Annotated in this window: 14 protein-coding genes and 1 tRNA gene; 5 read left to right on the top strand and 10 right to left on the bottom strand. The window is 61.5% G+C overall.

What is annotated here, in order from left to right; translation table 11 throughout:
- Positions 1–90: 90 nt before the first annotated feature.
- Both AC3CD9_RS05190 and AC3CD9_RS05185 read right to left on the bottom strand, forming a co-directional pair.
- Entirely contained in the window at positions 91–1,560 is a 1,470-nt protein-coding gene (locus AC3CD9_RS05190; protein ID WP_488366641.1) for a peptide MFS transporter, read from the bottom strand.
- Between the two features lie 147 nt (positions 1,561–1,707).
- On the bottom strand, positions 1,708–3,018 hold the full coding sequence (locus tag AC3CD9_RS05185; RefSeq protein WP_488366640.1) for an MFS transporter: 1,311 nt from the start codon (positions 3,016–3,018) through the stop codon (positions 1,708–1,710).
- Between the two features lie 252 nt (positions 3,019–3,270).
- Between AC3CD9_RS05185 and AC3CD9_RS05180 the strand changes: the two genes are divergently transcribed.
- Both AC3CD9_RS05180 and AC3CD9_RS05175 read left to right on the top strand, forming a co-directional pair.
- Positions 3,271–3,690, top strand: a complete 420-nt coding sequence (locus AC3CD9_RS05180) for a phage holin family protein (RefSeq protein ID WP_039210811.1) — start codon at positions 3,271–3,273, stop codon at positions 3,688–3,690.
- Between the two features lie 72 nt (positions 3,691–3,762).
- Positions 3,763–3,993, top strand: coding sequence for a hypothetical protein (locus AC3CD9_RS05175; RefSeq protein WP_101546743.1), 231 nt, complete (start codon positions 3,763–3,765; stop codon positions 3,991–3,993).
- A gap of 92 nt (positions 3,994–4,085) precedes the next feature.
- Here the strand turns inward: AC3CD9_RS05175 and AC3CD9_RS05170 are convergent, their stop codons facing one another.
- Together AC3CD9_RS05170 and AC3CD9_RS05165 are read right to left on the bottom strand one after the other, a co-directional pair.
- Positions 4,086–4,961 (bottom strand): alpha/beta fold hydrolase, encoded by an 876-nt coding sequence (locus AC3CD9_RS05170; RefSeq protein WP_488366639.1) that lies wholly within the window; start codon positions 4,959–4,961, stop codon positions 4,086–4,088.
- A 1-nt stretch (position 4,962) separates the two neighbouring features.
- Positions 4,963–5,868 carry a universal stress protein gene (locus tag AC3CD9_RS05165; RefSeq protein ID WP_488366638.1) on the bottom strand — a complete coding sequence of 302 codons (906 nt, stop codon included), beginning with the start codon at positions 5,866–5,868 and terminating at the stop codon, positions 4,963–4,965.
- An 863-nt stretch (positions 5,869–6,731) separates the two neighbouring features.
- Between AC3CD9_RS05165 and AC3CD9_RS05160 the strand changes: the two genes are divergently transcribed.
- The 3 genes from AC3CD9_RS05160 to AC3CD9_RS05150 all read left to right on the top strand — a co-directional run bounded on the left by AC3CD9_RS05160 (position 6,732) and on the right by AC3CD9_RS05150 (position 8,630).
- A complete protein-coding gene (locus tag AC3CD9_RS05160) occupies positions 6,732–6,959 on the top strand; it encodes a hypothetical protein (RefSeq protein WP_488366637.1) in 228 nt (75 codons plus the stop codon).
- A gap of 187 nt (positions 6,960–7,146) precedes the next feature.
- Positions 7,147–7,219: transfer RNA gene (locus AC3CD9_RS05155), tRNA-Ala, on the top strand.
- 286 nt (positions 7,220–7,505) lie between these two features.
- Entirely contained in the window at positions 7,506–8,630 is a 1,125-nt protein-coding gene (locus AC3CD9_RS05150; RefSeq protein WP_488366636.1) for a tyrosine-type recombinase/integrase, read from the top strand.
- Positions 8,631–8,946: 316 nt separating this feature from the next.
- On the opposite strand, the gene AC3CD9_RS05145 is transcribed toward AC3CD9_RS05150, so the two are convergent.
- The 6 genes from AC3CD9_RS05145 to AC3CD9_RS05120 all read right to left on the bottom strand — a co-directional run bounded on the left by AC3CD9_RS05145 (position 8,947) and on the right by AC3CD9_RS05120 (position 13,219).
- Positions 8,947–9,075, bottom strand: a complete 129-nt coding sequence (locus AC3CD9_RS05145) for a DUF2599 domain-containing protein (protein ID WP_488366635.1) — start codon at positions 9,073–9,075, stop codon at positions 8,947–8,949.
- Positions 9,072–9,908 (bottom strand): hypothetical protein, encoded by an 837-nt coding sequence (locus AC3CD9_RS05140; RefSeq protein ID WP_488366634.1) that lies wholly within the window; start codon positions 9,906–9,908, stop codon positions 9,072–9,074. Before AC3CD9_RS05140 ends, AC3CD9_RS05145 begins: the two co-directional genes overlap by 4 nt.
- 391 nt (positions 9,909–10,299) lie before the next feature.
- Positions 10,300–10,437 (bottom strand): hypothetical protein, encoded by a 138-nt coding sequence (locus tag AC3CD9_RS05135; RefSeq protein ID WP_488366633.1) that lies wholly within the window; start codon positions 10,435–10,437, stop codon positions 10,300–10,302.
- A 36-nt stretch (positions 10,438–10,473) separates the two neighbouring features.
- Positions 10,474–10,749, bottom strand: coding sequence for a helix-turn-helix domain-containing protein (locus AC3CD9_RS05130; RefSeq protein WP_488366632.1), 276 nt, complete (start codon positions 10,747–10,749; stop codon positions 10,474–10,476).
- A gap of 376 nt (positions 10,750–11,125) precedes the next feature.
- Positions 11,126–11,698: a methylated-DNA--[protein]-cysteine S-methyltransferase gene (locus AC3CD9_RS05125; protein WP_488366631.1), complete on the bottom strand. Its 573-nt coding sequence runs from the start codon at positions 11,696–11,698 to the stop codon at positions 11,126–11,128.
- 63 nt (positions 11,699–11,761) lie between these two features.
- Positions 11,762–13,219 carry an AlkA N-terminal domain-containing protein gene (locus tag AC3CD9_RS05120; protein WP_488366630.1) on the bottom strand — a complete coding sequence of 486 codons (1,458 nt, stop codon included), beginning with the start codon at positions 13,217–13,219 and terminating at the stop codon, positions 11,762–11,764.
- Between the last annotated feature and the right edge of the window lie 9 nt (positions 13,220–13,228).

The following is a 13,228-nucleotide window of genomic DNA, read 5'->3' as shown; positions in this document are numbered from 1 at the left end:
GGGATGCCCCCAGGGAACGCCGAAGGCCCCCGTGAGTCACCGACTCACGGGGGCCTTCGGGCTGCACTGACTATGCGCGAAGCTACTGAATCAGCGGATTCCGCGCAGCAGCCCCAGCATCGGCTTCGTCAGCGTCAGCGCGAGCAGGCCGAGCACGACCGACGATCCGCCGACCGACAGCCAGTACGGCGTCTGGTTGGCGGTGTCGAAGTACCCGCCGAGCACACCGGACAGCGCCGTACCCACACCCGAGGCGAGGAAGAAGACGGCAATCATCTGCGACTGGAATACCTTCGGTGCGACCTTCGTCGAGAACGACAGGCCCACCGGCGAGATGAGCAGCTCACCGAAGACGAACACGGCCAATGTGAGAGCCACCCACAGCAGCGGAGTCTCATTTTGCCCGGCCTCAGCGAAGGGCAGGAACATGAGGAAGCCGATGCCGATGAGCACGAGAGACAGTCCGGCCTTGACCGGTGTCGAGATCTGCTTGGGTCCGAGCTTCATCCACATCGTCGCGAACAGCGGGGCGAAGACGATGACGAAGAACGCAGGGATCAGCTGGATCCAGTTGATCGGCATCTCCCATCCGAAGATCGAACGGTTGAGCTGGGTATCCGAGTAGCCGGTCAGCACTCCGAAGATCTGCTGGTACATCGACCAGAAGATGACGACGGTGATGAAGAAAGGGATATAGGCGAGGACGCGGGAGCGCTCGTCGCCATTCGTCTGCGGTGAGGTGTACATGACGATGAAGTAGCAGGCGGCCGCACCGGCAGAGATTCCGGCGATCCACCAATCGAGGTTCTCGGGGTTGGCGATCTTCGTCATCCACAGAATGACGGCGAGCAGAATGACGACCACGACGGCCACGATGAAGAGGTAGAGCTTGTTCTTCGGCAGCGGGTTGACCGCGACGCGCGACTCCGGCGGCAGATTCTTGCGGCCGGTGAGGTAGATGACGAGACCGAGTGCCATGCCCACCGCGGCGGCCCCGAATCCGTAGTGAAAGCCGATGTTCGACTGCAGCAGACCGGTGATGAGCGGTCCGAACAAGGCTCCGATGTTCACGCCCATGTAGAAGATGGTGAAACCGGCGTCACGGCGCGGGTCCTTCTCTTCGTAGAGTTCACCGACCAGTGCCGAGGCGTTCGCCTTGAGACCGCCGGATCCGAGCGCGACGAGGATGAGGCCGACCGCCACTCCCCCGAAGCCGGGGATGAACGCCAGGCAGATGTGACCGACCATGATGATGACGGCGGAGTAGAAGAGGACCTTCTCCGCTCCGGCGAGGCGGTCGGCGACCCAGGCGCCGAGGATCGTGGCGAGGAAGACCGCGCCGCCGTACGCACCGACGATCCCAAATGCCGTACCCTGCTCCATCCCCATGCCGCCGTCGGTGACGCTGAAATAGAGGTAGAGGGCGAGGATGCCATTCATACCGTAGTAGGAGAATCGCTCCCACAGTTCCAGGCTGAACAGCTGCATGAGCGGCAGAGGGTGTCCGAAGAAGCGGGTATCGCTGCGGACGGCCTCGGTCGTCGAGGTGCTTGAAGACATTGTGTGCTTTCCGTAGTGGTGTGAGAGGCCACGATCCGTGGCGCATTTCACGATGGACCAGCGGACATCCTACTCCTCGGTCATGTCCCGGTCACACCTGGCAATGCCTGGGACACGCCGTCCCAAAGAGCGGAAAATCGGAGTGATTCAGATCTCTTCTTCGGCTCCGTTGACGCGCTGACGTGACCGCTTGCCAGCGTTCCGATCGCGGCGCCTCCCGACGAACAGATTGAGAACACCGGCACATAGCACGATCGCCGAGGCGGCCACCGGGACGGCCATCGCCACGGCCGTTCCCTGATCCTCGGCGAGGATTCCGTTGATCGCCGAGGACACCGATTGGCCGACGATGATCGCCGACCCCGCCATCGACATCACCGTCGCCGACCGACCGAGCGGCGCACGTTCGGCAGCGAGGCTGAAGAGGGTGACGAGGCTCGGGCCGATTCCCGTGCCCATGAGCAGCAGCGCCATGACGATGATAGGCATCGACTCCGTCGACGCGAGGATGACCGAACCCGCCACCAGAACCGGCGCGAAACACAGCAGCCGGGCCCACAGCGCGAACGCAGAGGGGAACAGCGCCACCGAGATCGCCAGCACCGCAGAGCCGATGCCCATGACTCCGTAGATGAGACCGGCTTCCTCCGGTCGGCCGATGTCGTTGGTCAGCGCGGTCAGAGCGGTGAGGGTGGAGCCGAACACCATTCCGACGCCGAAGACGCCGAGGATGATGACGAAGACACCGGCGGTGAACATGTCCTTGGCCGGAGCACGCTCGCCGAGCGTGCTCGACGTCCCCGTCGAACGCGCCCGACCCGTCGGATGGAGTGCAAAGGCGGAGACGAAGATGAGCGTCATCACGATCGCCCCGACGATGGGCGCGACCGGGGTGAACAAGGTCGCCAAGAGTCCGACGAGGAAAGGTCCGAAGACGAAGATGACCTCATCGGCTGCGGATTCGTAGGCCATCGTGGCATTGAGCACCTTCGGCCGCCTCGCCAAGGGCAGCACAGACATGACGATGTCGACGATGCGAGACCGCGACATCGGCGCGACCTGAGGTGAGGTGGCACCGATCGCAAAGGCTGCGATGAACACGACGAAATCCGGCAGCGGGCTGAAGACGACCCACGCCATGAAGGTCAGCGCCAGGCAGTTGAGGATCCCGGCGATGAGCAGAACGTGGCGCTGACCCCACCGGTCGGCGGCCGCCCCGATGAAGGATCCGAACAGAGCCGTGCCCAAGCCGACCATGGCGGAATTGATCCCGCCCAAGCTGAGCGATCCGCGGCCGGCCACAACGAGGGTGAGCACCCCGACGACGATCATGGCGAAAGGCATGCGGGCGACGAAGGCGATCGGGAAATAGCTGCGTCCGACGGCCGAGAACAGAGTCGGTGAGGTCTGCTGCAGGGCCGTGTGCCTAGCCGAGGCGGGTTTGTCGCTGTCTGTCATATCAATCCAGTTTCTGCTACCGCTCGTCCGGGAGGTCGTGCCGCCGTGGTGACCTGGATCAAATCACTCGGTAGGTGCACGCTGTTGGTCTGAGAAAGTCGAACCGAGGGGTTCACCTTCAGGCTACTGTGTTTGGCGATCCGATTCGAGTGCCAGTGCACCAAGTGACGTTGAGTTTGATCACCATGGCACGGACCTCATTCCCATCCGCGACTCAGAAAGAACGCAGATCGGTCTGCGAGGATGACGGCTATGAACTTCTTGTCTCGCGTCATCGTCAACGCCTGTGCGATCTGGGTGGCGGCCTGGATCCTGCCGGGTGTGACGATCACAGGGAACCGGGTCGTCGAGGAGCAGGCCGGAGCCATTCCGGCGATGATCATCTCCTACCTCGTCATCGGCCTCATCTTCGGGTTGGCGAACGCTTTCATCAAACCGATCCTCAGCTTTGTCTCGGCTCCGATCACGTGTCTGACCCTGGGGCTGTTCTCCATCGTCATCAACGCGATCATGTTGGCGCTGACGAGTTGGCTCAGCGGGTTCACCCCTTTCGAGTTCACCATCGATTCGTTCTTCTTCTCCGCCATCTTCGCCGCGATCATCGTCTCGATCGTCTCGGCTCTGCTCGGTTGGCTGGTCCCGGAGCGAAGCGCCGAACACGACCGGAGATGAGCAAAGTCCTCTACGCGATGTAGACTGTTGCTGAGAGTCAGCTGACCACCAGAAACATCGCCGGAGGAGACCATGTCCGATATCGCCGCCCCGAAGAGAACCCGCAATTCAGCATCGTTCGCCGATGTCATCGTCTTCGTCTTTGCCTTCGCGCTCTTCTTGTTCGGTCTCTACCTTTTCGGAGCCTCGTTCTCCTCCCCTGAGGGAACCGAATTCTGGGTGTTCTGGGGCGGCCTGCTCGCATCGAGCTTCGCGTTCCTCGTGCCGATCGTCTACCGTTGGGCGCGCGACGGTCGCCGCTGATCTCCAACACGGCATAAGAAGGGCCGTTGCGCTGATGCGCAGCGGCCCTTCCTCAATTCACCGTCTTTGCTTTCGCCCTGTCACACGCCGAATCACCTGTCGATTCGCCGGTGACAGAAATCCATGATCGCCGAGGCGGCTTCCTCCGAGCGCTCATAGTGCACGAGGTGGCCCACCCCGCCCAATTCCGCGAATTCGACGTCGGGGAGCTTCTCCACGAATGCGCGGGTCGGTCCGATCGGGGCGATGGCGTCCTGATCGCCGGCGATGACGAGCGTGGGCATACTCAGGTGGTCGGCCACCTCGGTGACGGTGTGCGCGACGGACGTCGCGAAGGCCTCTGACAGGGACGTGCGGTCGGCGAACGACGAGAAGTGCCGCGAATGCTGATCATGGATGTACGACCGCAGGCCGGGATCGCGGGTCGTGGCCATGGCCACGCTCATGGCGCGGACGATCACGGAGTTGCTCAGCAGGGAGCGACCGACTCGCTCGGGCAGCCGCGCGCCGAGGGCGTAGTAGGCGCGGGTGACCGCGGTGAGGAAACGAGCGGGCCCTTCGAGGGCGGGGCTGGTGATCGGATTGATGAGCACGAGCTCGTCGACGACGTCCCGGTGGGAAGCCGCTAGGTGGCTGACCAGGATCGCCCCGAAGGAGTGCCCCACCAGGATCGGTGTCACGCCCCGCTGCCTGCCCACCTCGGCGCGCAGAGCGAGGAGATGATCGACGAAGGCCTCTAGCGACGAACCCGAGCCCAGCGGAGCCGTGAGCCCGAACCCGGGCACGTCGGGCACGACCACCTCGCGGTCGGTGATGCTGCCGGCGACGAGGTCCATGCCATGATGGTCCCCACGGAAGCCATGCACCATCAGCAGCGGACGCCGACGCCGGTCACCCGGATAGAGCCACGCGGCCGTGCGGTGGGAGCCCAGCCGGATGTCGGTCCGCTGTGATTCTCGTATCCGCACCTCAGTCGGTTTCGGTGGTGTGCAGTCGACTCACGGCACGCCGGGGCACGACCACCACCGGAACGGGCAGGACACGCAGCAGACGGCGCGCCCTCGCACCGATCGCGACCTTGCCTCCGTGACCCAAGCGGCTCGATCCGATGAAGGCGAGGTCGCCGGGCTGCCAGTCGATGGTCTCGGCGGCCTCTTCGATATCGGCTCCGGCCTTGGTTCTCACCGTCGCACGGCCAGAAGCCAGCATCTCCGAAGCGTCGTCCGCCAGCACCGCTCCCCCGTACTGTTCGGCGAATTCGGTGATCTCGGCGACCTCGTCGTCATAGAGTCCGTCGTTCTCGATCAGGGACAGCAGTCTGAGATCGACTCCGAGACCGACAGCCGATTCGATGGCCGCTCCGATGAGGGACGAAGCACCTGGGCGAGCCCCGTAAAGTGCGGTCACGCGCGAGATCGGCCCGATATCGGATCTGCCCGACGGGGCGAGCACGACGGGTACCGTCGACGAGTGCAGCAGCGACGAAGCGACCGTGCCGATGCGCAGTTGGCGCATCAGTGTGGTGGCCCGTGCACCGATGATGATGCCCAGTGCGCCTTCCTGCTCGGCGACCTCCATGAGGCCCTTGGATTCGTTCGAGGCGATGTGGATGCAGCCTCTGGCGCGGATGTCATCGGGGATGAGTGCCAGGGCTTCGTCCAGCCAATCGTCGATCTGCTGGGCCACGATCCCGGCCCCGTCCTTGGGCACGGCGCTGCCGGCGAGAATCGTCGATGATTCCGGACGGACGATGGTGACCACGAGTTCGACGTCGATGGAACGCGCGATCGAAATGGCCAGCGAGATCGCATCCCGACCCCGATCCGTGGCGATGTATCCGACGACCAGACGTCTGGTGGTGGCGGTCTCTGACATCCTCAACTCCTCAAGCTGCGTGTCCGACTGATGCACGTCTCTTCCGATTCTACGTCGGCCCAAACAGCGCTTCGACCAACAGTTTTCACGAACCGTCTTTCTCGCCCCAACAGGAGAAGTGAAAATATTTGAGAAAATAATGAACAAAACTCCCACACGCAATGAAAGCTGTGCTAAATTCGACAGTGCAATTACGGATTCGCAGACACCACCCTGATTGCACCTTGACAATAGCGGACGTTGACGCCGTCCCCACGAGATCCACGACCATGAAAGGAGAGCAGTTACGATGATGAATTTTCTTGCAGGCCCTGACCTCCGAACGCCTTGGCATGAATACGCTGCCTGCCCGATTGGCGGACAAGGACTCGTCGGCTGACGCAGCCGTCTCCCACGTCTTTTCCACCGGTTGGCTTCCGGCCACCGTTGTCCTCTGAGCCACCGGTTGCCTGATATCCGGCATTCTTCACGCCCAGCTTGTGTCCAGATCGCTTTCGGCATCCCTGCAGTGCTGAGCACCGCCAGTTGCCGCACCTGATCCGGCCGCTTCACGCTGACATCATTGAGTTCGGTCCGATCTGCTGCATTCGCGAATGAGCGCCGTATCACCTGGCGCCTTCCGCTGTGCGGCCGACCAGTTCGGATTCATTGCCTATCGTATTCCGTTGCCATCTCAGTGAATCTGTCGTTTCAATGACCTATTGCCATATTGGCAATTAGCTGCCTTTGTCATATGCACCCTTGTGCAGGCGATTCATTGTTATAGTCACGGCTTTTTCGGCAATTGTTTATCTGACCGTCATTCCGGGATATCTCCTGCCCATTTGCGGATATCCCCTGCCCGAAAACCACGAGGAATAATTGTGTCCACCACATTCCCATTCACCTATCCACGACGCTGGGCCCTGAGCACCGGAATGAAGCTCATCCGGTGGGCACGCCGCCCAGCCCCGACACCCGAGACCCGCCGCCTGAAGGCAACCCGTCGTCAGCAGGCTCGTCTGCGCGAACACGCTCGCGAGCAGCGCGTACGTGAACTGCGCGAGCGGGATATCGTGCGCTACCTCAGCCAGGTCCGGCCGTTCATCTGATCCACCGCGGAGAATCCTCGGCGGATAGCTGACTCGCCGCGGCCCGAGTTCATCGGACTCGGGCCGCGGGGTCATCCCCGAACAGTGCCCGAACACGGGGATCCAGCATTCCCACCCTTGTGGCAAGCGTCACTCTCCGCCGATTTGGTCTCTCACCCACACGTGGGTAATATTGATCAGGCAAGCGGGGGGTATGGCGCAGTTGGTAGCGCGTCTCCATGGCATGGAGAAGGTCAGGGGTTCGAATCCCCTTACCTCCACAGAAGAACGGCCCTCTCACCAGGCATTATGTCGGGTGAGGGGGCCGTTTGGGGCATAAAAAGCGAATTTTGGGGCATGGAACCCCCGATCTGGGGCATGAAGTAGCTCCCCACGGGTGGATCAGGGAAGCGATCGGCAGAAATTCGGTGCCACCCGCGGGGCATCGCCTGGGGCATGGAAGTCAACCGCCGTCTCGAGTCGGAACTCTCCCGGTGTGACCGACACGAGCTCACATAAGATGACGTCCTTGTCTCCCGGGCGTCGCGCTGACGATAAATTAGACGCATGGCCCATATCCGCAGGTACACGACGAAATCCGGCCCACGATTCAGGGTCGAATGGAGAAAACCCGGCGAGACTGAGAAATCGTCCATCGTCTTCACCGAAGAATCCGACGCGCGAATGTGGCAGGAACTCATCGAACAGACCGACGGCGACAGCGACAAGGCCGGCGAGAAATGGAGCCGAGCCAAGATCGGCTCGAAGAAGCAGACCGTCAGCCAGATCGTCAGCGAGTTCATCGAATACCACTCCGGCGGAAACCATCAGACCCTCGTCGATTACCGCTCAATGGCTGCCCGTCATATCGAGCCGGTCTTCGGAGACACCCCGGCAGAGAATGTGACAGCCAGAGACTCCCGTCGATTCCTCAAAATCCTCAAAGACGAAAAGCGCCTATCGGCCAAGACGATTCAGAACATCTTCGCCGTTCTGCGCAGCGCCTATAACACCGCCGTCGATGACGGCATCGTCGACCTCAATCCCATCTCGGGCACGAAGCTGCCGACAGTGCGCAAGCGTGTGCGCCCGATGATCACTCGACCCGAAATCGACCGGCTCATCGAAACCATCGACCCCGACTTCTCCGATGTCATCCAGACTTTCGGCGGCACCGGAGTCCGCTGGTCAGAGCTCGAAGCGCTCTTGTGTGAAGACCTCATCTGTCGAGGCGACCAGACATTTCTCAACATCGACAAAGCCATGTCCGGCCAAGGCCGCACCCGCGTCGTCGGGCCGCCGAAGACCGACTCGGGCTACCGCGAGATCATCCTCGATACCGAACTCGGCCAGGCTCTGCGTTCCCGCGTCGGCGGTCGCAAACCCAGCGAGCACCTGTTTACGATGAAGCGCGGCGGAAGAATGCACTTCGCTCACTTCGCCGACTGGTATCTGAAACCGGCGCTCAGAGAATGCGAGATCAACGAAAACGTCCGCTCTCACGCGTTCCGCCACAACCACGCCAGTATGCTCATCTCCGCAGGCATGGATCCCAAACTCGTTGCCTACAGGCTCGGCCACTCCGACCCCGGCCTGACACTGGTCTCCGGGGCCGACGGCCTTGCTGTACAAGCATGTGCTCACAACCTCATCAAAGCGTCAATCTTCTGCAACTATTGCGACCGACGGTAGATGGGTGCGAACAGACTTATGGCCCGCTATGACGACAGTCGAGACGCTTGCCTTCCCCTGAACCATGCGCGAATCAGTAGAATGTTCGCCACCAAGAGAATCACTGCGCAGAGATTGATCGCAATAAACATCAGATGCGAATGGGGCCACAAGAGATTCGGATCCACGCCGTCTTCTTCGGCTCGGTTGATCGCCCAAGTATCGGCGTAGGCCCACAGTGAGTAAGTCCACATGAAGAAGACGTCGAGTGCAGCGATTGTAGCTATGATCCACTTCGTCGCTCTCGACGATACCTTCGGTTCGACAATGACGGACATCAGTTGCAGCCTTTCTTGATGAATCCCGCGTATCCGCGGTTGGGAAGTTTAGAGTCCAGATTCCAGCTCACTTTGCGTGGGGCTCGGATGCGAACGAAGTCGTAGTGGCAGTAGAACTGATTCCTCATCGACGCAGTGTTTGGGTCGGCCAACCCTTGCGTTTCGTCTTCGCTCGCGTCTCTTCCCAAGCGTACCCTCGAGCGATCGAGCTGGCCGTCCGACCCCACATAGTTGGGTACACCTTCAGTGTTGGACTGTACTTATTGTTCTTTCTGGCCCAGACCGTCTTGTTGATGAGTTTCATTCCGAGGTACGGATCTGCCACCACCGGGAATTTCGTATTCGGGCCGACTGACACGTGCTGTGTCAGTATATTGCCGTCGACAGTGTAGTGAGTTGGCACACTAGCACCGGAGGCATCTTCGGCCCACGGCGCGGACGCTCCAGCGATCCAATCGCCATCAATGCCGAGTATCGACACGGATCCGTCCGACTCCTTGTTCAGCCGCAGCTTGGAGTCCGACTCGATCTTGTATTGAAAGTCGCTCGGAGCATCCTTCGAGTCGATAATGGTTGCGATTTGCACTGAGCCGTCGTCTTTAGCGAGGACGGTGGCACCCGGGTAGTCGTTATCAGCGAACACCGTGCCGACGCTCTCGCCCTCGCTACGGTCGACCGACTCAGGGATCGGGAGCTCGACTGCTATTGCGTCGGACTTCGCTCGCAGTGTCAGGGATTTCGCTCCCTCACTTGACAGTTCGACAGTTGTTTCAGTTCCTTCGGCAACTTCCCTGCCGTTGTTAGGCGGGTCGAATTCCATGCTCTCTGACTCGTTGAGTCTTGACGCATTCATAAATGCTGTTTCGGCAGTAGTAGACGGCTCATCGGCGCGCGTAGGACTTGCACCGACTGTAAGAGTCAGCGCAATTGCGGCAGTGCTTGCGACAAGCTTGATCTTCAATAGGGATCCCTTTGTGTGTTGTGGAACTGACTTGGGGATAAAATCAGCAACGCATTTCCTTTGTTTCGCGCTTGCGACGGTCGTACCCCAACCAGCTTTGATGGGAATGCCGAGCTCAGACAACTCGCAAGCAGAACTAAGCGTATCTACAAGTGCAGTCCGCGGTCGTCCCCCAAAAGTATGAAATCGCTACACAATTCTGTCGGGTGCTGGGCAGCCGACGATCCGCGATCTCAACACATCAAGTGACACTTCATCCATCCAGTTGAGGCAGTTGCAAAGATCGGTGACATGCACCGTCTCGAACCCGAAAAGCGCGGTTCGCCAGTGGCCGCCAGGTCGCAGTCCCCCAGTCATCACTCATGCCGTCATTGTGCCGCTCGGAACTGACTTAGGCGTCGAGCATTTTCCGCATCCGGCGCTTGGCTCGCAGGGAGCCTCCGGGGAACGACTCGAGCGGCATCGCCGCCAGCTCTTCTCGACGTTCCCGATCTTCGCGCTCTTCGTCGGTCTCATCGTCGGGAATCACGCCGACCTGCCGGCTATCGCCCTCGCCTGCCTCCGGCTACTCGGAGTCCGAGGATGACACCGTCTCAGGTTCGCTGGCAGGCCGGTAGCCGGCAGGCGTGACTTCGAACATCTTCATGATGGCCACCAGGTGTTCCGAGGTGAACCGCATCGTCGACTGATTCACCCGCAGGTGTGGGAACTCTCCTCGGTTCGTCTTGTCCTTGAGGAAGCGCAGGTTGATCTGGAGGAGCGTCGCGGCCTCCTCCGGTGTGTAGACGTAGGGCATATCCAGTGGTCGCGGAATAGACTCAGCTGCAGTGTTCTCGCTCATGCGAAGTATGTATGTGGCAGATTTGTCCAGAACAGGTCGAATCTGTGAGAAACTCTCCGAATTGTCTTTCGCTGGCGCAGATCGGGGCGAAAATGGGGTTGTGCCCATCGCCGCCGGCACAGCAGGGCGCCTGGGGCATCATGCCCCAGACGCGCCAGTGGGCGTTCGCACCGATTTGCACCGATCCGCATGATTCCGGGAATTGCGTCTCGTCCAAAGCGCAAGAATCTGCCCGAAACCGGCCAATAAAGGGTTCGAATCCCCTTACCTCCACCGCTGAAGGGCGGGGATCCAAATAAGGATCCCCGCCCTTCTTGCTACCTGACGGCGGCCCAGCAACCTGGCGCGAGGTTGCTGGGCCGCCGTCAGGTAGCAATTAGGGGCGGGTCTCTAGGGTGAGGAGATGGCGTTTCTTTTCTTCTCCCCATGCGTAGCCGGTCAGGGATCCGTCTGCTCCGATGACTCGGTGGCAGGGCACAATGATGCTGATGGGGTTCTTTCCGTTGGCGGCCCCCACAGCACGTGCCGCGCCGGGTCTTCCCAGCATTTCGGCCAGCTCACCGTAACCTGCGGTGCTGCCAAACGGGATCTGCGTCAGCGCCTGCCACACCGAGCGTTGGAATTGCGTTCCCTTTGCCGCCAAGGGCAGATCGAACTGTGTGCGCCGGCCTGAGAAGTACTCCCCCAGCTGTGCCTCGGCGTGGTGGAAGATCTCCAGCTCGTCCTCCGGAGTCGGTTCGACTCCGAACGTTCTGTCGAGTCGAGCGTCGATCGCCTCGGAGACCTCGAGATAGAGACCAGTGAGATGGACTCCGTCGGAGGTGAGCAGGATCGGTCCTAGGTCCGTGTCGAGGATCGTCGTATATACCGGCGCCGAGGCGGTCGGCAGCTCCATGGCATCGGTGAACTTCCGTGCGGTGCCGGGTTGGGTCGTTGTCGGCGTGGTCATGTCTGCGTGTCCTTCGTGTGGGTGAGTCATGGATCGATTCATTCGTTCGACTGTGTCGGTCGGTCAGGCTGCTGGGCTGCGGGCGTGATGTGCCCACAGCAGGTGGGTGAGGTAGGAGCGCCAGGGGCTGCAGTTCATGGCGATCTGCTCCCAATCGGCAGATGCCGCTGAGTTCTCATCGAGTTCGGCGAGGGCCTTCTTCACGCCGAGGTCGGAGTCCATGAAGACGTCGGGATCTCCGAGGGCGCGCATCCGGATATAGCCGTTGCTCCACGGACCGATTCCGGGCAGTGCCAGCAGGTTCCGGCTCGCGTCCTCGCGGTCGCTGCCGGTGCCGAGGTCCACACTGCCGTCGGCCAACGCCTGCGACAGTGTCTGAATCGTCCTGATCCGACTCGAAGGCAACGCCCATTCGGATGCAGGGACAGCGGCAATCGCCTCCGCGGTGGGAAAGACTCTGTCGACTCCGCCGAAGCTCAGCTCCTTCGGCAGTGATTCTCCTGCGCCTGAGACAAGGCGTTCCAGATGGGTGCGGGCGGCGGCCAAGGAGATCTGCTGTCCAAGGACTGTCCGCAGAGCCAGTTCGACAGGGTCGCTGTGGCCCGGCGAACGAAGCCCCGGATGGTCGTCGACGAGGCTGCGCAGGCCCGCCGACCGCAGTGTATGGGCGATCGCCTCGGGGTCGGCATCGAGGTCGAGGAGGCGCCGGACTCGTGCGACGGCGCTGCCGAGGTCGCGGGTGTCGGCCAGGCGGATACGGCAGTCAACGAAGTCCCCGTGCCCTTGCCGCACCGTGATCACGGCGGGACCGTGAGCCAGCCGCATCGACCGGGTGTAAGCGCCGTCCGAGACGTTTTCGATCCCGACAACGGCTCTTGCCTCGAGATACCCGAGCAGATGCGCGAAGTCGAACGGCGGGCGATACGCCAACCGGAGTACGACTTCGTCGGCCACCGAATGCCCGGCACCGGCTCTGCGCAGCTGTCGTGGGCTGATCGAATACATCGTGCGGAAGGTGTCGTTGAACTGTCGGATGCTGGAGAAGCCGGCGGCGAAGGCGATCTCGCTCATCGGCATCGCGGTGGACTCGATGAGTGTCCTGGCAGTGCGCACCCGTTCGGTGCGAGCCAGCGCCAGAGGTCCGGCACCGAGCTCGGCATGGATGAGGCGCCCGAGTTGGCGAGTACTGTACCCGAGTTCGGCGGCGAGGGTTTCGACTCCCCCGCGGTCGACGGCACCGTCGCGGATGAGGCGCATGGCTCGGGCCACGACGTCTCCGCGAGTGTCCCACTGCGGCGAATTCGGACTGGCATCCGGGCGGCACCGTCGGCAGGCCCGAAAACCGGCATCTGCTGCGGCCGCGGCGGTCACGAAGAAGTCCACGTTCTCCCGCTGCGGAGTCCTCGCCGGACACGACGGACGGCAGAATATCCCGGTGGTACGCACCGCGGTGAAGAACATTCCATCAAAGCGGCGGTCGCGGGAGGTGACTGCCTGATAGCACTGGTCGGAGGTGAGCATAGTTCCATT

Source organism: Brevibacterium sp. MGP-B1, assembly GCF_057766545.1.
This window is presented reverse-complemented; position numbering and strand designations above follow the sequence as displayed.